The organism is Burkholderia sp. BCC1972, assembly GCF_905339605.1.
Classification (GTDB): domain Bacteria; phylum Pseudomonadota; class Gammaproteobacteria; order Burkholderiales; family Burkholderiaceae; genus Burkholderia.
Window position 1 is genome coordinate 13977 of sequence record NZ_CAJPGH010000022.1, and the last position, 18063, is coordinate 32039.

An 18063-nucleotide genomic window follows, 5' to 3' on the forward strand; every position below is an offset into this window, starting at 1 on the left:
CCGGCCGACACCGGCGGTTGGAATCGTGGGGACGGTCGAGCTTCGTCGATCGAACGAAGCCAGTCTAGTAGAAAAACTACAAGCACGCAATGTGGATCGAACGACACGCAACCCTTATTCCCGCTACCAGCAAGGCATTAACTAGTGAAAACCCTAATTACGCGTGTCGCAACCACATCGAAAGCGCGACGATGGCGCTAGTATTTTCTTGTAGATTTTCTACAATTCGATTGCGATACACTCGCTCATCCGAACCCGATTTCCACATGCCGTCCCATGCTGCCTCGCATTGAAGCGATCCGCGCCGACCTGCGCCCCTCCGAGCGCAAGCTCGCCGACTACATCCTCGCCGCGCCGCGCGAGGTGCTCGACCTCGCGATGACCGAGCTGTCGACGCGCGCGGGCGTCAGCCAGCCGACCATCGCACGCTTCTGCCAGGCGCTCGGCTGCAGCGGCTTTCGCGAATTCAAGATCCGGCTCGCGCAGAGCGTCGCGCCGGGCGTGTCGTCGGTCTACCGCGACGTCGAGCCCGACGAACCGGCGCCCGGCATCATCGGCAAGGTGTTCGACCGCACGATCGGCGCACTGATCGAAGTGCGCAACAGCCTGTCTGCCGGCAGCGTCGCCGAGGCGATCGCGCTGCTGTCGAACGCGTCGCGGATCGAGTTCTACGGCGCCGGCGGCTCGGGCATCGCCGCGCAGGACATCCAGCACAAGTTCTTCCGGCTCGGCGTGCCGAGCGTCGCGTACTCGGATCCGCACACCTTCTCGATGTCGTCGGCGCTGCTCGGGCCGCACGACGTCGTCGTCGCGATCTCGAACACCGGCCGCACGCGCGACATCGTCGACGCCGCACGCTCCGCGCTCGCATGCGGCGCGAAAGTCGTCGCGATCACGCAGAGCCATTCGCCGCTCGCGAAGCTCGCAACCGTGAGCCTTGCGTCGAACGTCGCAGAGGAAACGGACGTGTTCTCGCCGATGACGTCGCGGATGTCGCATCTCGCGATCGGCGACATCCTCGCGGTCGGCGTCGCGCTGTCGCGCGGCCCCGCGCTGATGGAACGGGTCGGCCGTGCGAAGGAAGCGATCACGCGCCGCCGGATCGACGATCCGACGAAGGAATAGCCGTCGCGGAACGCCGCGCGTAAACGTAACAACGGCGCCCCGAGGGGCGCCGTTGTGCATGATTCGACGGCGACGTATTCGCCGGCCGCGCCGTTCAGAACGGCTTGATCACGACCAGCGCGACGGCCACGAGCATGCCGAGCACCGGCAGCTCGTTGAACACGCGATACCACTTGTCGGTGCGGCGGTTCTCGCCGCGCTCGAACACGCGCAGCAGGTGCCCGCAGTACGCGTGGTAGATGACGAGCAGCAGCACGACCGTCACCTTCGCATGGATCCAGCCCTGCCCCTGCCCGATGCCGATCACGAGCCAGAGCCACAGCCCGCAGGCGAGCGCCGGCACCGCGATCATCGTCATGAAGCGGAACAGCTTGCGCGCCATCAGCAGCAGGCGCCGTACCGCGGCCGGATCGGTCTCCATGGCCAGGTTCACGTAGATGCGCGGCAGGTAGAAGAGCCCCGCGAACCACGCGGCGATCAGAACGATATGGAACGTCTTGACCCAGAGCATTGCCATTGTTCAATCCTCAAATGCGCCGAATACACGAGTAACATCCGCCTCAAATACTTGAAATGACCGAAGCGCACGTAGATGCGAAAAATCGGCAGTAAGGGCCGCAACTCGGCTGCGACATTGCCCTTCGTTAATCGCGCGCCTCGCTGGCCGGTCTGCTGCCAAATGAAGCAGCCGGAATAACTCTCTCTTCGGGTCTGGAAGTGCTTCCCATTTGGCTCGAGGAGGAATCGCGAGTTGGACTCTCCCATTTGGATTCTCTGCCGCCTTCCTAATCGCCGGCTCATCACCCAGTAACCAAGCCTCCGTCATACGGACAGGAATAACGGGTATCCACGCTGTCTCAAGATCGCCCAACTCGTCGGTGAGTTCCGTTCGTCGATCATCAGGATCATCTCGTTCAGCATCTCGATGCACGAAGAGAACGTCACAGGCATAGAGCCCTAATGCTGCATCAACTCGCCTCCGGAGCCCCTCGGAAGGAGCCGGAATTCCATTTCGCGCAAATTCTGGCATCGTCGCAAGACTGGGAAAATTTTGCTCAATTACCCATTGGATAATTGGCAGTAGTGCCGAATCAGAGCTCCCGTCTGCGAGGAGCGTGTAACGAACAAATTGCACGATCCCCTCGATCAATGAAAGAGTTCCAACTGCTCCCGCAACAGCGTCCCAACCGTTGCCGATCCTCGCTCTACTCCGGCCTCATCCGCATTGAGATACGCCAACAAAGTGCTTAATGATGTTGGTTTCTCACTCGACATATCAGCACGCCAAGTTTTTGCCAAAAATCCAAACGTGCTAAAAGTAGCCCCCTTATACCTATACTGTTGGCAAACAACAAGATCATCCGCCAACAACTCCTGAACAACCAAAGGAGAGTGAGTATTAATAATCACCTGCCGAAGCGGATTATATTCACCTATCGCACTATTTGGATCAACCGCCATATCTCTAAGCAAACTCGTCATCGCCCTCACTCTCGACGGATGAATTCCGTTTTCCGGTTCTTCCAGACATATCAAACCACCCGCCCGTGGATCCGCATGAATAATTGCTAGCGCCAAAAATCTGAGCGTACCATCCGACAACGCTTTCGCGGGGTACTGAATTCCGTCTCTATTGGTGAGATAGAGAGTTTTCAATTCCCGCTTATCATCCACCTCAACGGAAAGTTCTGCCACGTCTGGAAGCAGTTCGGAAAGTCGATTAGCGACCTCTGCGTCCTTATCCAGCGATTTAAGCGTAGCCGGCATGTGGGCGCCGGACGGGGCGACGTGAATATCTGACGGCGTTGAGAAATCGTCGGGTCGACGCAAAGCTGACGGCTCAAGTTGCAAAAGTGCCCACGAACGCATTTCGCGTCGAGCCGCCAACGCGGTTGGCCGATCAATCGTATTAATTCCACTCAACGCCGTTCTTTCCATACCAAAAGCTGGAATCCGCTCCGGGCGTCCACTACCGGAATCCTGGTGAATGTTTACAATTACACGTTCATCTTCACCATCTCTGTCCGTCGATATGAAATCCGACGTCTTAGTTCCCCCCTTAACCGTATCCCAGAACGCATCCGAGTGAGGGAAAAGACCGCGTCTGAAATCACGCTTCGGAATATATTTAAGCGATTCATCGAGCAAAAAAATACGCTCGCTTCCCGATGTCTCATCCAGCACGTACCCGAGAACGATCCGATATCGCAGGTGCGTTACGCGAGGTGCCCCATGGCGTCCGAAATCGTCAACCACAGCATTTGGAATTAAAAATTCCGCCTCCAACTCCATTTGGCTCGCACTACCATCCTTGTAGCGCGTAAAAATTGAGCCTACCGACCCAAAGCGCTTTCCATCCCTATCTCTAACACGATTCGCCGCGGCTATTATTGGCATATCAGCCAAATCACGCAGAAAAACTATCGCATCAAAAAGATTGGATTTCCCAGCCCCGTTGACCCCTGCAACGCAAGTGAACGGACCAAAGTTAACGGTTATATCGTTGAGGCTCTTAAATCCTTTGACTCGCAACTTAGTAAGCATCCCAGATCCTTAGAAAGTGCTTTATTGACGGCCTTCGCCGTGCCCGAGCACGACATACTTCAGCGACGTCAGCCCTTCCAGGCCGACGGGGCCGCGTGCGTGCAGCTTGTCGTTCGAGATGCCGATTTCCGCGCCGAGGCCGAATTCGAAACCGTCCGCGAAGCGCGTCGACGCGTTGACCATCACGCTCGCCGAATCGACTTCGCGCAGGAAACGCATCGCGCGGTCGTGATCCTCGGTGACGATCGCATCGGTGTGATGCGAGCCGTAATGGTTGATGTGCTCGATCGCGGCGTCGAGCCCGTCGACGACCTTGATCGCGAGCACCGGCGCGAGATATTCGGTGTGCCAGTCTTCCTCGGTCGCATCGACGAGCGGGCCGACGCCCGCATCGGCGAGGACCGCGCGCGCAGCCGCGTCGACGCGCAGCTCGACCTGCTTGTCGCGATACAGCTTGCCGAGCGGCGGCAGCAGCGCGGCCGCGATGCCGCTCGACACGAGCAGCGTCTCCATCGTGTTGCAGGTGCCGTAGCGATGCGTCTTCGCGTTGTCGCAGACGGTCAGCGCCTTGGCGAGATCGGCGCGATCGTCGACGTACACGTGGCAGATGCCGTCGAGGTGCTTGATCATCGGCACGCGTGCCTCGTTGATCAGGCGCTCGATCAGGCTCTTGCCGCCGCGCGGCACGATCACGTCGACGTATTCGGTCATCGTGATCAGCTTGCCGACCGCCGCGCGATCGGCCGTCGCGACGACCTGCACCGCCTCCTGCGGCAGCCCGGCCGCCTCGAGCCCTTCGCCGATCAGCTTCGCGAGCGCCGCATTCGATTCGAGCGCTTCGGAGCCGCCGCGCAGAATCGTCGCGTTGCCCGACTTCAGGCACAGCGCGGCCGCGTCGATCGTCACGTTCGGGCGCGATTCGTAGATGATGCCGATCACGCCGAGCGGCACGCGCATCTGGCCGACCTGGATCCCGCTCGGGCGGTACTTGAGGTTGCCGATCTCGCCGATCGGATCGGCCAGCGACGCGACCTGGCGCAGCCCTTCGACCATCGTCTTCAGCGCCTTGTCCGACAGCGTCAGGCGGTCGACGAACGCTGCATCGAGCCCCTTTTCACGGGCGCGGGCGACGTCACGCGCGTTTGCGTCCTTCAGCACCTGCGCGTCGCGTTCGATCGCGCGGGCCACCGCGTCGAGCGCCGCGTTCTTCGCGGCCGTGCTGGCGCGCGCCATCGCGCGGGAAGCGTGCCGGGCGCGACGGCCCAGGTCGGTCATGTACTGATCGATATCCATCGTGTGACTCGAGAAGCGAGCCGCGCGGGGCGGCATGAATTCGTGGGGAAGCGTGGCATGGCCATCGGCGGGACGGCCATCCGGCGAAGCAGCGGCCGGGAGGCCGCGCCAGCAATCAAAACATTGTAAGCGGGTTGCGCAGCGCGCGCTGGAGGCCCCGACGGGACTTAGCGTCGCACGCGACCCGCGGTCGGCGGTCGCTCGCCGCGCGCGCCCGCGACCGTCATCGCGAGCTGGAACAGCCCGTCCCACGGATCGGGCGGTGGTTCGTCCTGCGTGCGGCGGCCCGGCGCGACGGCCGTGAGCCCCTTGACCTGCCGGTCGAGCTTCGCGGCGAACGCGAGCGCCTTCTCGAGCACGCCTTCCGACACGCGGTTCAGCGCGGGGCCGATCAGCCGCTCGCGCGGCCCCCACACGCGGTTCTCGCGCAGCAGCGTCGCCAGCGGCTTGCCGGCCGTCGCGCCGCGCTTGATCCGCAGCAACGTGCGCAATTCCTCGACGACGGCCCACATCACGAGCACGATCGCCTCGCCCTCGCCCTTCAGCCCGTCGATCATCCGCGCGAGCCGCGCGGCGTCGCCGGCGAGCATCGCTTCGTTCAGCTTGAAGACGTCGTAGCGCGCGACGTTCAGCACCGCGTCGTGCACCTGCTCGAACGACAGCGCGCCTTGCGGATACAGCAGCCCGAGCTTCTGGATTTCCTGGTGCGCGGCGAGCAGGTTGCCCTCGACGCGCTCGGCGATGAACTGCAGCGCACGCCGCCCGTCGTCGCCGGGTGCGGCACGCTGGCCCTGCATCGCGAGACGCTGGCCGATCCAGTTCGGCAGTTGCGCGCGGTCGACCGGATCGATCTTCAGCGCGACGCCGCCGTTCTGCAGCGCGGTAAACCACGCGGATTTCTGCGTGGCCGCATCGAGACGCGGCAACGTGACGAGCATCAGCGCGTCGGGATTGGGCGTGGCCGCGAGCGTCTTCAGCGCATCGGCGCCTTCCTTGCCGGGCTTGCCCGACGGAATGCGCAGCTCGATCAGCTGACGCTCGCCGAACAGCGACATCGCCTGGGTCGCGCCGAGCAGCACGCTCCAGTCGAAACCGCGCTCGACCGTATGCACCGAACGCTCGGTGAAGCCGGCCGCGCGCGCGGCCGCACGAATGCGGTCGCACGCTTCCTGCGCGAGCAGCGGCTCGTCGCCGAAGACGGTATAGAGCCCGGCCAACCCCTTCGCGAGGTGCGGCTCCAGCGCATCAAGTCGCAATTGCATCGCTACGTGCGCCGTCGATCAGAGCGGCGGCGGCGGCAGCGGCGCGCGCGGCGCCACGCCCGGCACCACGTCCTCCGGCGCCGGCGTCAGCGAGTGGACGATCGCGAGACGCCGCATCAGCTGGTCGACCGCATCGTTCTGCATGTCGCCGTACAGGATGTCGGCTTCCTGCGCCTTCGCGTTCGTGTACTGGTCGCTGTACGTCATCGCGCGGTTCAGCGCGATCGCGCTCGGCGGGATCAGCACGGTGCCGTCCTTGCTCGTCAGCGTGTAGTTCAGCGTATAGAACAGTGCGTATTCCTGCGCCGAGCCGTACTTGTTGAGCGTCAGCGTGTTCTGGCCACGCGACTCCCACATGCGAAGCACGGCGTCGGCGTCGTCCGCCGACTTGACGATCTTCGTGTCGCTGCCGGCCTCGACGAGGCGCACGAGGCGCGCCTCGACGGGCGCCGGCGCGCCGGCCACCAGCAGGTGCTTGAACGCGTAGTCCTGCTGGCCGCGCAACTGGAAGCCGCATGCCGACAGCGCGACCGCGCTGCCGACGAGCATCAAAAACGATCTGCGGATCACCTTCGCTCCTTCTGGGTACGTCCGATGGCCGGCGGCCGTCAGACGACGATGTTCACGAGGCGGCCCGGCACGACGACGATCTTCTTCGCCGGCTTGCCGTCGCTGAACTTCGCGAATGCCTCGTCGGCCACTGCCGCGGCTTCGATCGCCTCGCGGCTCGCGTCCTTCGCGACCTTCAGCGCGCCGCGCACCTTGCCGTTCACCTGCAGCACGAGTTCGATCTCGGCCTGCTCGAGCGCGGCCTCGTCGACCTTCGGCCACGGCGCGTCGAGCAGCGGGCCGAATTCGTCAGCATAGCCGAGTGCCTTCCACAGCTCGAACGTGACGTGCGGCACGACCGGGTACAGCACGCGCAGCAGCACGCCGTACGCTTCGCGCAGCACGCCGGGCGTCGCGCCCTTCGCGCCGTCGATCGCGTTCAGCATCTTCATCGTGGCCGACACGACCGTGTTGTACTGCAGGCGCTGGTAGTCGAAATCGGCCTGCTTCAGCACGCTGTAGATCTCGCGGCGCAGCGCCTTGTCGGCTTCGCCGAGCGCGGCTGCATCGAAGCCCGCACGGGCGGCGAGCGCTTCGCGGTTGCCGTAGCCGAAGCTCCACACGCGGCGCAGGAAGCGGCTCGCGCCTTCGACGCCCGAGCCCGACCACTCGAGCTGCTGCTCGGGCGGCGCGGCGAACATCACGAACAGGCGCGCGGTATCGGCGCCGTACAGGTCGATCAGCACCTGCGGATCGACCCCGTTGTTCTTCGACTTCGACATCTTCTCGATGCCGCCGAGCACGACCGGCTCGCCGTCCGCGTTCAGCGTCGCGCCGACCGGGCGGCCCTTGTCGTCGTGCGTGACCGTCACGTCGGCCGGGTTGTACCAGGTCTTCTTGCCCGATGCGTCTTCGCGGTAGAACGTCTCGTTCAGCACCATCCCCTGCGTGAGCAGGTTCTTCGCCGGCTCGCCGAACTTCACGAGGCCGAGGTCGCGCATCACCTTGGTCCAGAAGCGCGAATACAGCAGGTGCAGGATCGCGTGCTCGATGCCGCCGATGTACTGGTCCATCGGCATCCAGTAATCGGTGCGCGCGTCGACCATCGTGTCGGCGTCCGGCGCCGTGTAGCGCGAGAAGTACCACGACGAATCGACGAACGTGTCCATCGTGTCGGTTTCGCGCTTCGCGGCCGCGCCGCACTTCGGGCACGAACAGTTCAGGAACGCTTCCGACTTCGCGAGCGGGTTGCCCGAGCCGTCCGGCACGAGGTCTTCCGGCAGCACGACCGGCAGGTCCTGCTCCGGCACCGGCACGTCGCCGCACGACGGGCAGTGGATGATCGGGATCGGCGTGCCCCAGTAGCGCTGGCGCGATACGCCCCAGTCGCGCAGGCGCCACGTGACCTGCTTGTCGCCGAAGCCGCCGGCGTTCAGGTCGGCCGCGACCGCATCGACCGCTTCCGCGTAGCGCAGGCCGTCGTACTTGCCGCTGTTCACGCAGACCGCGGTTTCCTTGTCGCCGTACCACTCCTGCCATGCGTCGAGCGAGTACGCCTGGCCTTCGGCCGAGATCACCTGCTTGATCGGCAGGCCGTACTTCTTCGCGAACGCGAAATCGCGCTCGTCGTGGCCCGGCACGCCCATCACCGCGCCTTCGCCATAGCTCATCAGCACGTAGTTGCCGATCCACACCTCGACCGGCTCGCCGGTGAGCGGGTGCTTGACCGAGAAGCCCGTCGCGACGCCCTTCTTCTCCATCGTCGCGACGTCGGCTTCGGCGACGCCGCCGCGCTTGCATTCGTCGATGAACGCCTGCAGTTCCGGCTTGCCCTGCGCGAGGCGCGTGGCGAGCGGGTGCTCGGCCGCGATCGCGCAGAACGTGACGCCCATGATCGTGTCGGCGCGCGTCGTGAACACGCGCAGCAGCGCCTGCTCGCCGTCGAGTTCGTACGGGAAGCCGAAGTTCACGCCGAAGCTCTTGCCGATCCAGTTCTGCTGCATGATCTTCACGCGCTCGGGCCAGCCGAGGCCGTCGAGGTCGTTCAGCAGCTCATCGGCGTACTGCGTGATCCGCAGGTAGTACATCGGGATCTCGCGCTTTTCGACGAGCGCGCCCGAGCGCCAGCCGCGGCCGTCGATCACCTGCTCGTTCGCGAGCACGGTCTGGTCGACCGGGTCCCAGTTCACGGTGCCCGTCTTCTTGTACGCGATGCCCTTCTCGAGCATCTTCAGGAACAGCCACTGGTTCCACTTGTAGTAGTCGGGCTTGCACGTCGCGATCTCGCGCGACCAGTCGATCGCGAGGCCCATCGACTGCATCTGGCCCTTCATGTAGTCGATGTTGTCGTAGGTCCACTTCGCGGGCGGCACGCCGTTCGCCATCGCGGCGTTTTCGGCCGGCATCCCGAACGCGTCCCAGCCCATCGGCATCAGCGTGTTGTAGCCGTTCATCCGCAGATAGCGGTACATCACGTCGTTGATCGTGTAGTTCCGCACGTGACCCATGTGCAGCTTGCCGGACGGGTAAGGCAGCATCGACACGCAGTAGAACTTCGGCTTCTGCGAATCTTCCTGCGTCTTGTAGGCATCGGCTGCGCGCCAGTCGCCCTGGGCGGCGGCTTCGACGTCGGCGGGTACGTATCTTTCGTGCATGGTGTGGTTCGGGCTAGGCTTTAAGCGGCGCGACGGCTCGCGCGCAGAAGTGGATCGAAAGGCGTGCTTGCCCGCCGCAGGAACAGGCGGGCTGCTTCCGGGCCGGGAAAAACGTCGATTATACCGCCCGCGCCGGCCCGCACGGCCGGTCTCGCGGGCCGGAGCCCGCAACGACGGCGTGTCAGGGTTTCGGCGCGGCGGCGGCCGGGGCGGCAGCACCGGCCTGCGGCGGCACGTCGGTCACGAAGCCGATCCGCGTGAGGCCCGCGGCCTGCGCGGCGCCCATCACCTGCGCGATCACGTCGTAGCGCGTCGCGCGCGATGCGCGCAGCCGCAGTTCGGGCGGCGCGCCGCCCTCGGCGGCGGCCCGGAAGCGCGCGGGCAGTGCGTCGAGCGCGACGGGCGTGTCGTCCCAGTACAGCTTGCCGGCGTCGTCGATCGACAAGGTGACGGATTGCGGCGTGTCGCGCGCGACGCTGGCCGCGACCTTCGGCAGGTCGAGCCGGATCGCGTGCGTCATCAGCGGCGCGGTGATGATGAAGATGACGAGCAGCACGAGCATCACGTCGATCAGCGGCGTCATGTTGATCTCCGCCATCGGCGCGGACGTCTTGTGGTGCTCGAGCCCGCCGAATGCCATGGTCGCTCCTCCCGGGGCCTTGAGTCAGGCGCCTTCCGCGCACACGAACACGTGCAGGTCGCGCGCGAAACCGTCGAGTTCCTCGGCGAGCTGCCGGACGAGCCGCCCGAGGATGTTGTAGGCCAGCACCGCCGGAATCGCGACGACGAGCCCGAACGCGGTCATGATCAGCGCCTCGCCGACCGGCCCCGCGACGTTCTCGATCTGCGCCTGCCCGCTCGCGGCGATGCTGCCGAGCGCGTGATAGATGCCCCACACGGTGCCGAGCAGCCCGACGAACGGCGCGGTGCTACCGATCGACGCGAGCAGCACCTGGCCGAATTCGAGACGCCGCTGCGAGCGCAGCATCGCGTGGCGCAGCGCACGCAGCACGCGTTCGCCGCGCTCGACGCGCGCGGCCAGCGCGGCCGGGTCGTGGTCGCCGGCGGCGTCGCGCGCGGCTTCGGCGAGCGGCACGAACACGCGCTCGCGATCGGCGCCGGCGAGCGCGGCGATGCCCGCGTCGAGCGACGGCGCGCGCCAGAACGCGGCGAGCGCACGCGGCCCCTGCCGCTTCGCGCGGACCAGGAGCCAGGCTTTCATGAAAAGGAAGCACCAGCTGGCGACGGACATCGCCAGCAGGACATAGGCGACCGCATGCGTGATCGCATCGCCGCTTTCGAGGTAGTGGACAACGCCGGTGGGTATCGCCATCGGAGTTTCCCCGTGGGTCAGCGCAGGCCGAGCACGTCCTGCATGTCGAACAGGCCGGCGCCGCGCGCCGACAGGAAGCGGACCGCGCGCAGCGCGCCCTGCGCGTACGACACGCGGCTGGACGACTTGTGCGTGATCTCGATGCGCTCGCCGACGCCGGCGAACAGCACGGTGTGGTCGCCGACGATGTCGCCGCCGCGCACGGCCGCGAAGCCGATCGACGACGGATCGCGCTCGCCCGTCACGCCGTGACGGCCGTAGACCGCGCACTCGTCGAGCGAGCGGCCGAGCGCGCCGGCAACGGCTTCGCCCATCATCAGCGCGGTGCCCGACGGCGCATCGACCTTGTGGCGGTGGTGCGCCTCGATGATCTCGATGTCGTAGCCGTGCGAGAAATGCTGCGCCGCGAATTCGAGCAGCTTCAGCGTGACGTTCACGCCGACGCTCATGTTCGCCGCGAACACGATGCCGATCTTGCCCGCAGCAGCCTGCAGCTCGGCCTTCTGCTCGGCGGTGAAGCCGGTCGTGCCGATCACGAGCTTCACGTCGTGGCGCAGCGCGGCCGCGATGTGGGCCATCGTGCCTTCCGGGCGCGTGAAGTCGATCAGATAGTCGGCCTGCGCGAACACGGCGTCGAGGTCGTCGGTCAGCTTGATCCCGGTTTCCTTGCCGAGGAACGCACCGGCGTCCTGGCCGAGGAACGGCGAATCGGCGCGGTCGAGCGCGCCGACGAGCTGCGCGTCGGGTTCGTTGAGAACGGCTTCGATCAGCATCCGGCCCATTCGGCCCGATGCGCCGGCAATCGCAATCTTCATGGCTTTCTACACGACAGGTCTAAAGGCGGGCGGCGCGAGCCGCCCTGGTTCCGCAAAGCCGGGGTTACTGCGCCGGCGCGGTGAGCGGCTGGTTCTGCAGGTTGTCGGAGCCTTGCGGGCCGACCGGCGGCGACGCCTCGTTCGACACGTTCGGCTGCGGCGGACGATGGAACTGGAACTGCGGCTGGATCGCCGGCGCGGCGCCCGGCGGCTGGCCGCCCGGCACCGGCGCGCCGCCCGAAGCCTGCGCGGCCGGCGTGAACCGGCGCGACCCCGAACCCTGCCCCGACACCTGGTTGGTCGCGCGGTTCGCCGCGCGGGCAGCCTGTGCGTTCGCATCCTGGTCGACCACTGCGCTGGCCGCCGGGCTGGCGACAGCCTCGGGCGCCGGCGCGTTCGCCGCTTGCGCAGCGCTCGCGGCGGCGGCTTCGGACGCCTTCTTCGCCGCTGCGGCCGCCTTCGCCTTCTTGCCGCCGCGGTCGCCGTCGATGTCGGCCAGCAGGTCGAGCTCGGACGGCAGGTTGTCGGCGCCGCTCCAGCTCGCGAGACGGTCACCCGAGAAAGTCACCACGAGGTCGCGCTGCTGGACGATCGACGTCGAGCCGCGCTTGAAGTAGAAGAGGTAATCCCAGCGATCCGCGTGGAACATGTCCGCGAGCAGCGGAGTGCCGAGCAGCGCGCGGACTTGCTCGCGCGTCATGCCGGCCTGCAACTGCGCGGCTTTCTCCTGCGACACGAAGTTGCCCTGCACGACGGTGATCCGATAGGGCGTGATGCTCTGCGCAATGCGCTGCGTCACGCTGTCGTACGACGAACAACCCGCCAGCGCGACGACGGCGGCGGCAGCGATGATGGCACTCCGCATGCGACTCCTCTGAAAGTGCGAAAGCGATTCTGGGATCATTTCCTTCACCGTGCTGGCCCGCGAACAGGCCGCGCGTGTTTCTGGAACGGCGAAAAGCCGGTAACATTGAAGCCCTGCATTGTACTCTAGGGACGCCTAGCCATGACCAATCCGACGGATCTCAAGAATATCGGGCTAAAGGCCACCCTACCGCGCCTCAAGATTCTCGAGATCTTCCAGCAGAGCCCGGTACGCCACCTGACCGCAGAAGACGTCTACCGCAACCTGCTCAACGAGCAGCTCGACATCGGGCTCGCCACCGTCTACCGCGTGCTCACGCAGTTCGAGCAGGCCGGCCTGCTGTCGCGCAGCAACTTCGAATCCGGCAAGGCCGTGTTCGAGCTGAACGAAGGCTCGCACCACGACCACCTCGTGTGCCTCGATTGCGGCCGCGTCGAGGAATTCTTCGATGCCGAGATCGAAAGCCGCCAGCAGGCGATCGCGAAGGAGCGCGGCTTCCGGCTCCAGGAGCACTCGCTCGCGATGTACGGTTCGTGCACGACCGAGAACTGCCCGCACCGCAAGCACTGATCGCTGATTCGCGCGCGTCACGCACGCAGCACGGCCCGGCCGGCATCTCGCCGCCCGGGCCGTTGTTCTTTTCGGGTCGGGTCGCGTCGCGCGGGCCGGCCGCAACGCTTACGAATGCCCTTCGACGCTCGCGCAGGCCGGCTCGAACTCGAGCGCCCAGGCGACCTCGAGCGGGATCTCGTCGCAGTTTGGTTGCGGGCCGCCGCGATCGACGATCACGAAATCGCTGACCGCGTCGAGCGCGAGCAGCGGATGGTGCCAGACGCCCTTCGCATAGTTCACGCCCTGCCAGCCCTCGGCGAGGAAAGCGCGCATCGCGTCGGGCCGGAAGTCGCCGGCCGGCGCGACGACGATCGCATAGCGCGACACGGCCGCGAGCGGGATGAACGCCTGGCTGCCGTGCGGATGGCGCTCCATCAGCGTGACCTCGACCGGCAACGCGCGCGGCTGCGCGCGAAACACGCTGACGAGCGGCCGGCCGCCGTCCGCGCACACGTCGATCGTTGCGAGATCGTGAAAGCGCTCGGTCGTGCCGCCGTTGATCGGGAAGTGCCGCGCGCCTTCGAGCGCGATCACGTCGCCGAACGGCGCGAACGCCTCGCGGGTCAGGCGCTCGACGCGCAGGATGCGGGATCCGGTCATGACGTCGCCCTCCTTCAGGCCGGCTCGCCCCACAGACGCAGGCGCGACACGCCGCCGTCCGGGAAGATGTTGAAGCGCACGTGCGTGACCGGGCCGAGCGCGGCGAGCTGATCGAACGTGTGCACGTGATCCATCTGCAGCTTCTGTTCGCCGAGCAATTCGGCCCAGAACATCGCCTGCGTGACGAGCGAATCGTCGGTGCCGCCCGTCACGTGCGCGGCCTGCAGCGAGCAGCGGTCGGGGAAGTTGCCCTTGAAGAATGCCGTGTCGACCTCGACGCGCCGGATGATGCCCGGCCGCGCGAGCGCGACGATCGCCCAGTCGTTGCCGGGCTCGCGGCGCCGCCGCGTTTCCCAGCCGTCGCCCATGTTCGCGCCGCGCCCCGGCATCAGCATCTGCGATGCCGGCCCGAAGTGCTGGTTGTTCGCGGCCACCAGATAGCCGCCGTTCTCGATCGCCGCGAGATCGACGAGCTCGCCGGCCGGCACGTGACGCCAGTCGCGCTGCGGCTGGCCGTACACGCGCAAGCGCGCGAGCCCGCCGTCCGGATACAGGTTCACGCGCAGGTGCGTGACCGGCCGCGCGTCGTCGACGCTCACGTAATGATGCGAATTGCCCTGCAGCGTCGTCGCGGGGACGATCGTGCGCCATTCGGTGCCGTCGGGCGGCGTGTCGCCGTCGACCGCGCACGCGTCGATCGACGCGGCCGGCGGGAAGTTGCCGGTGAAGTGGCTCGTATCGAGATCGACGCCGTAAATCACGCCCGGCCGCGCGAGGCGCACCACGCAGAAATCGTGGCCGGTCGTGCGCTTGCGGCGCGTTTCCCAGCCGTCCATCCATTTGCCGTGGTCGTCGTACTTGCCGGGAATGAACACGGCCGGCTCCGGATTCAGCATGCGCTCCTTCGGCGCGAAGAATTCGTCGCTGGCGAGCAGCGCCTGCGCACCGAGGCGCGGGTCGGCGAGGTTCATGTAGCGCCGCGTGAAAGCCGGCGCGTTCGGATCGAGGATGGGGGCTGCCATGTCGTCTCCATTATTTTGAGAAGCGCCAGCGCGTCGGCGCGCCGGTCACGGGAAATTCGTTCGCGGCGGTGCGGCCAGGGGCGCCGCGCCGCGCGAGTGTCGCGCTCAGAGCGCGTGGGCCTGGTCGCCGGCGACCGGTGCGGCGCTGCCCGGCGCGTCGGCCACGTAACGCAGCTCGCGGTCCAGCACGCGTTTCGCACGTGCGCGGTCGATGTCGTTCTCCCACACCGCGACGACGACCGTCGCGACGCAGTTGCCGATCAGGTTGGTCAGCGCGCGGGCGATGCCGACGAACCAGTCGACCGGCAGGATCAGCACGAGGCCGAGCACGGGAATCGCGGGAATCGCCGACAGCGTCGCCGCGAGGATCACGATCGCCGAACCGGGGATGCCGTGCGCGCCCTTCGACGTGACGAGCGACACGAGCAGCACGACGATCAGGTCATGCGTCGACAGCGGCGTGTTGGTGGCCTGCGCGATGAACAGCACCGCGAGCGTCAGGTAGATCGAGAAGCCGTCGAGGTTGAACGAATAGCCGGTCGGGATCACGAGGCCGACCGTCGAATCCTTGATGCCCATGTATTCGAGCTTGCTCATCACCTGCGGCAGCACCGCGTCCGACGACGCCGTGCCGAGCACGATCGACAGTTCCTCGCGCAGGTAGCGGATCAGCTTGAACACCGAGAAGCCCGCGAGCCGCATCACCGCGCCGAGCACGACCGTGACGAACACGAAGCAGCTCAGGTAGAACACCGCGACGAGGTAGCCGAGCTGCTTGAGCGACGCGACACCGTACTTGCCGGTCGTGAACGCGATCGCGCCGAGCACGCCGAGCGGCGCGAGCTTGATGATGAAGCCGATGATCCGGAAGAACACGTGCGACAGTTCCTCGATCAGCGAATTGACGCGCTGCGCCTTGTCGCCGAGCAGCGACAGCGCGGAGCCGAACAGCACCGCGAACACGAGGATCTGCAGGATGTCGCCCTTCGCGAACGCGTCGATCGCGGTCTCGGGGATGATCTTCATCAGGTAGCCGGCCGTGTCCTTCAGGCCTTCGGCGTTCTTCGCGTACGTCGCGAGCGACGCCGCGTCGAGCGAGCGCAGGTCGATGTTCATCCCGACGCCCGGGCGCGTGAGCCATGCGAGGACGAGCCCGATGCCGAGCGCGAGCGTCGTCATCACCTCGAAGTAGACGACGGCCTTCAGGCCGACCCGGCCGACCTTCTTCAGGTCGCCCGCATTGGCCATCCCGCTCACCACGACGCAGAACACGATCGGGCCGATGACCATCTTGATAAGCTTCAGGAAGCCGTCGCCGAGCGGGCGCAGCGACTCGGCGAAGTGCGGGAAGAACGCGCCTAGCGCGACCCCCAGGATCAATGCGACGACTACCCGGCCAAACAGCGAATTGAGGAATTTCGACACGGCGCTCTCCCGATCCAACGGTTGCAGTTTCGTCTGTTCATACTGGTAAGACCAGTGATGTTATGGTGGATAGTAGGAAGCCGATATAGTGACGTCAAGGACGGACAAAATAGGGATTTCCCGCCCCTCCCCGCCCGGTTCCTGCGTAATGGAAAGGGGCGGATCGTGGCTTTCCCGTAGGACGGTCGTGCACCGCCTGCGTGCGGATTACAATGCCGGTCAGACCGGCCATCGTTCACATCATGAAAAACGTTCCGCATACCGTGACCGACGCCGCCATCGCGACGATCCGCGAACGGATCGAGGCAGGCGTTTATCCGGTCGGCAGCCTGCTGCCGGCCCAGCGCCAGCTCTCCGAGGAGCTGGAGATCAGCCGCGCGTCGCTGCGCGAGGCGCTGTCGACGCTCGAGGCGCTCGGGATGCTGCGCATCCGCGCGGGCAAGGGCGTCTACGTCGAAAGCGCGCAGGCATCGGCCGCGCATCCGTGGCAGTTCGCCGAACAGTCGTCGCCACCCGACACGTACCAGATGCGCTATGCGCTCGAAGGATTCGCCGCGCGGATGGCTGCGCACGTCGTCAGCGACGACGACATCGCATGGTTCGAGGACAACCTCGCCGACCTGCACGTCGCGCTGACCGACAACGCGATCGACGAAGCGTCGCAGCTCGACTTCGACTTCCACATGCGGATCATCCATCTCGCTGGCAACGCGGCGATCGAGTCGATCCTGCGCAGCAGCGCGGACATCATGAAGGAAAGCCAGCGCATGCCGTTCTACCGGCGCGAGCTGCTGCTGTCGACGTGGCACGAGCACCGCGCGATCGTCGACGCGCTGATCGCGCGCGACGCGGCCGCCGCGGGCACCGCGATCGAAACGCACATCGCGAACGCCGCGCAGCGCGCAGGCATCTTCTTCCCGACGCCGGGCGCGTAACGCGCCGCCGGCGCCCCAGCCGCGCGGTCGTCCCCAGTCACCCTTCCGACGGATCGCGATACGCGAGCGCGCGCTCGATGAACGCGCGTGCCGCGACACTGCGGTACGCACCCTTGCGCGTGAGCAGCGCGGCCGTACGCGTCGGCAGCGGCGGATCGATCTCCAGCGCGCACAGGTCGCCGCTCGCGCGGGCGATCGCGTCGGGCAGCACCGTCGCGAGCCGCCCGCATCGCACGAGCTCCAGCACCGCGCTGATCGTGTTCGTCTCGATCGCGATCTTCGGCCGTGCGCCATGCTCGATGAAATACCGGTCGATGCGCTCGCGCGTCGCGAACGCGCGGCTCAGCAACACCAGCGGCTCGCCGCCGAGCTCGCCCGGCGTCAGCGCGCGGCGGCGCCGCGCGAGACGGTGCATGCGGCCCGTCACGAGCGCGAGCGGCTCGTCCCACAGCGGCAGCGCATCGATGTCCGGCGCGCGCGGCGGCATGAACGCAAAACCCGCGTCGAGCCGGTCGTCGGCGAGCATGGCCTCGATGCGCTCCTGCGGCATCGCGTCGATCGTCAGCGCGACGTTCGGATAATCGGCGTGGAAGCCGTCGATCAGCGAGCCGCTCAGGTAGGCCGCGAAGGTCGGCATCATCGCGAGCCGCAGCGACCCGCTGCCGAGATCGGCGACGTCGTGCAGCGCGCGCTCGCCCGTTTCGAGCTCGTGCAGCGCGGCGCGCGCATGGCGCGCATAGACCTCGCCGAATTCGGTGAGCCGCACCGCGCGGCCCGAGCGGTCGAACAGCTGCACGCCGAGCGTGTCCTCGAGCTGGCGCACCTGCTGCGACAAAGTCGGCTGCGACACGTGCAGCGCGTCGGCCGCGCGCGTGAAACTGCGCTCCTCGGCGACGGCCAGGAAATAGCGTATGTGGCGGAGAAGCATCGCGGCCAATGTATTGGTTTCACCAATGGATACCATAACGATCCAGTCTTGGACGCTATGGGACGACTCCCGCATCATACGCACATCCGCTCCCGTGCCTC

Annotated in this window: 18 protein-coding genes; 3 read left to right on the plus strand and 15 right to left on the minus strand. The window is 66.1% G+C overall.

What is annotated here, in order from left to right; genetic code table 11:
* The first annotated feature begins 276 nt into the window (after window positions 1–276).
* A complete protein-coding gene (locus U5798_RS26605; RefSeq protein ID WP_059535300.1) occupies window positions 277–1125 on the plus strand; it encodes a MurR/RpiR family transcriptional regulator in 849 nt (282 codons plus the stop codon).
* Window positions 1126–1219: 94 nt separating this feature from the next.
* Here the strand turns inward: U5798_RS26605 and U5798_RS26610 are convergent, their stop codons facing one another.
* The 11 genes from U5798_RS26610 to U5798_RS26660 all read right to left on the minus strand — a co-directional run bounded on the left by U5798_RS26610 (window position 1220) and on the right by U5798_RS26660 (window position 12440).
* Complete coding sequence (locus U5798_RS26610; protein ID WP_014898091.1) at window positions 1220–1642, minus strand: CopD family protein; 423 nt, start codon at window positions 1640–1642, stop codon at window positions 1220–1222.
* Between the two features lie 3 nt (window positions 1643–1645).
* Complete coding sequence (locus tag U5798_RS26615) at window positions 1646–2275, minus strand: hypothetical protein (RefSeq protein ID WP_124455384.1); 630 nt, start codon at window positions 2273–2275, stop codon at window positions 1646–1648.
* Complete coding sequence (locus U5798_RS26620; RefSeq protein ID WP_322083751.1) at window positions 2272–3669, minus strand: AAA family ATPase; 1398 nt, start codon at window positions 3667–3669, stop codon at window positions 2272–2274. Before U5798_RS26620 ends, U5798_RS26615 begins: the two co-directional genes overlap by 4 nt.
* Before the next feature lie 21 nt (window positions 3670–3690).
* Entirely contained in the window at window positions 3691–4962 is a 1272-nt protein-coding gene (locus U5798_RS26625; RefSeq protein WP_322083752.1) for a glutamate-5-semialdehyde dehydrogenase, read from the minus strand.
* Between the two features lie 167 nt (window positions 4963–5129).
* Window positions 5130–6224, minus strand: coding sequence for a DNA polymerase III subunit delta (gene holA / locus U5798_RS26630; protein ID WP_124455381.1), 1095 nt, complete (start codon window positions 6222–6224; stop codon window positions 5130–5132).
* An 18-nt stretch (window positions 6225–6242) separates the two neighbouring features.
* Entirely contained in the window at window positions 6243–6794 is a 552-nt protein-coding gene (gene lptE / locus U5798_RS26635; protein WP_322083753.1) for an LPS assembly lipoprotein LptE, read from the minus strand.
* 38 nt (window positions 6795–6832) lie between these two features.
* Entirely contained in the window at window positions 6833–9427 is a 2595-nt protein-coding gene (gene leuS, locus U5798_RS26640) for a leucine--tRNA ligase (RefSeq protein WP_124455379.1), read from the minus strand.
* Between the two features lie 181 nt (window positions 9428–9608).
* Window positions 9609–10067: a biopolymer transporter ExbD gene (locus U5798_RS26645; protein WP_322083754.1), complete on the minus strand. Its 459-nt coding sequence runs from the start codon at window positions 10065–10067 to the stop codon at window positions 9609–9611.
* A 24-nt stretch (window positions 10068–10091) separates the two neighbouring features.
* Complete coding sequence (locus U5798_RS26650) at window positions 10092–10760, minus strand: MotA/TolQ/ExbB proton channel family protein (RefSeq protein WP_124455377.1); 669 nt, start codon at window positions 10758–10760, stop codon at window positions 10092–10094.
* 17 nt (window positions 10761–10777) lie between these two features.
* Window positions 10778–11575 carry a 4-hydroxy-tetrahydrodipicolinate reductase gene (gene dapB, locus U5798_RS26655; protein ID WP_124455376.1) on the minus strand — a complete coding sequence of 266 codons (798 nt, stop codon included), beginning with the start codon at window positions 11573–11575 and terminating at the stop codon, window positions 10778–10780.
* A 64-nt stretch (window positions 11576–11639) separates the two neighbouring features.
* Window positions 11640–12440, minus strand: coding sequence for an outer membrane protein assembly factor BamE (locus U5798_RS26660; RefSeq protein ID WP_124455375.1), 801 nt, complete (start codon window positions 12438–12440; stop codon window positions 11640–11642).
* A gap of 141 nt (window positions 12441–12581) precedes the next feature.
* Here U5798_RS26660 and fur point away from each other — a divergent pair, with 141 nt between their 5' ends.
* Window positions 12582–13010 carry a ferric iron uptake transcriptional regulator gene (gene fur / locus U5798_RS26665; RefSeq protein ID WP_006400349.1) on the plus strand — a complete coding sequence of 143 codons (429 nt, stop codon included), beginning with the start codon at window positions 12582–12584 and terminating at the stop codon, window positions 13008–13010.
* A gap of 108 nt (window positions 13011–13118) precedes the next feature.
* Here fur and U5798_RS26670 read toward each other — a convergent pair whose 3' ends face one another.
* The 3 genes from U5798_RS26670 to U5798_RS26680 all read right to left on the minus strand — a co-directional run bounded on the left by U5798_RS26670 (window position 13119) and on the right by U5798_RS26680 (window position 16099).
* A complete protein-coding gene (locus tag U5798_RS26670; protein ID WP_322083755.1) occupies window positions 13119–13652 on the minus strand; it encodes an ureidoglycolate lyase in 534 nt (177 codons plus the stop codon).
* A 14-nt stretch (window positions 13653–13666) separates the two neighbouring features.
* A complete protein-coding gene (gene alc, locus U5798_RS26675; protein ID WP_124455373.1) occupies window positions 13667–14674 on the minus strand; it encodes an allantoicase in 1008 nt (335 codons plus the stop codon).
* A gap of 105 nt (window positions 14675–14779) precedes the next feature.
* Complete coding sequence (locus tag U5798_RS26680; RefSeq protein WP_124455372.1) at window positions 14780–16099, minus strand: C4-dicarboxylate transporter DctA; 1320 nt, start codon at window positions 16097–16099, stop codon at window positions 14780–14782.
* A gap of 212 nt (window positions 16100–16311) precedes the next feature.
* Between U5798_RS26680 and U5798_RS26685 the strand changes: the two genes are divergently transcribed.
* Window positions 16312–17034, plus strand: a complete 723-nt coding sequence (locus U5798_RS26685; protein WP_185658227.1) for a FadR/GntR family transcriptional regulator — start codon at window positions 16312–16314, stop codon at window positions 17032–17034.
* A 37-nt stretch (window positions 17035–17071) separates the two neighbouring features.
* Here the strand turns inward: U5798_RS26685 and cynR are convergent, their stop codons facing one another.
* Window positions 17072–17962, minus strand: a complete 891-nt coding sequence (gene cynR, locus U5798_RS26690; RefSeq protein WP_124455370.1) for a transcriptional regulator CynR — start codon at window positions 17960–17962, stop codon at window positions 17072–17074.
* Window positions 17963–18063 lie beyond the last annotated feature (101 nt).

Bases quoted from the DNA above. Each gene is read 5' to 3' on its own strand.
- U5798_RS26605 (WP_059535300.1), top strand. From the start codon at position 277: ATGCTGCCTCGCATTGAAGCGATCCGCGCCGACCTGCGCCCCTCCGAG.
- U5798_RS26610 (WP_014898091.1), bottom strand. From the start codon at position 1,642: ATGGCAATGCTCTGGGTCAAGACGTTCCATATCGTTCTGATCGCCGCG.
- U5798_RS26620 (WP_322083751.1), bottom strand. From the start codon at position 3,669: ATGCTTACTAAGTTGCGAGTCAAAGGATTTAAGAGCCTCAACGATATA.
- U5798_RS26625 (WP_322083752.1), bottom strand. From the start codon at position 4,962: ATGGATATCGATCAGTACATGACCGACCTGGGCCGTCGCGCCCGGCAC.
- holA (WP_124455381.1), bottom strand. From the start codon at position 6,224: ATGCAATTGCGACTTGATGCGCTGGAGCCGCACCTCGCGAAGGGGTTG.
- leuS (WP_124455379.1), bottom strand. From the start codon at position 9,427: ATGCACGAAAGATACGTACCCGCCGACGTCGAAGCCGCCGCCCAGGGC.
- U5798_RS26645 (WP_322083754.1), bottom strand. From the start codon at position 10,067: ATGGCATTCGGCGGGCTCGAGCACCACAAGACGTCCGCGCCGATGGCG.
- U5798_RS26650 (WP_124455377.1), bottom strand. From the start codon at position 10,760: ATGGCGATACCCACCGGCGTTGTCCACTACCTCGAAAGCGGCGATGCG.
- dapB (WP_124455376.1), bottom strand. From the start codon at position 11,575: ATGAAGATTGCGATTGCCGGCGCATCGGGCCGAATGGGCCGGATGCTG.
- U5798_RS26660 (WP_124455375.1), bottom strand. From the start codon at position 12,440: ATGCGGAGTGCCATCATCGCTGCCGCCGCCGTCGTCGCGCTGGCGGGT.
- fur (WP_006400349.1), top strand. From the start codon at position 12,582: ATGACCAATCCGACGGATCTCAAGAATATCGGGCTAAAGGCCACCCTA.
- U5798_RS26670 (WP_322083755.1), bottom strand. From the start codon at position 13,652: ATGACCGGATCCCGCATCCTGCGCGTCGAGCGCCTGACCCGCGAGGCG.
- alc (WP_124455373.1), bottom strand. From the start codon at position 14,674: ATGGCAGCCCCCATCCTCGATCCGAACGCGCCGGCTTTCACGCGGCGC.
- U5798_RS26685 (WP_185658227.1), top strand. From the start codon at position 16,312: ATGCCGGTCAGACCGGCCATCGTTCACATCATGAAAAACGTTCCGCAT.
- cynR (WP_124455370.1), bottom strand. From the start codon at position 17,962: ATGCTTCTCCGCCACATACGCTATTTCCTGGCCGTCGCCGAGGAGCGC.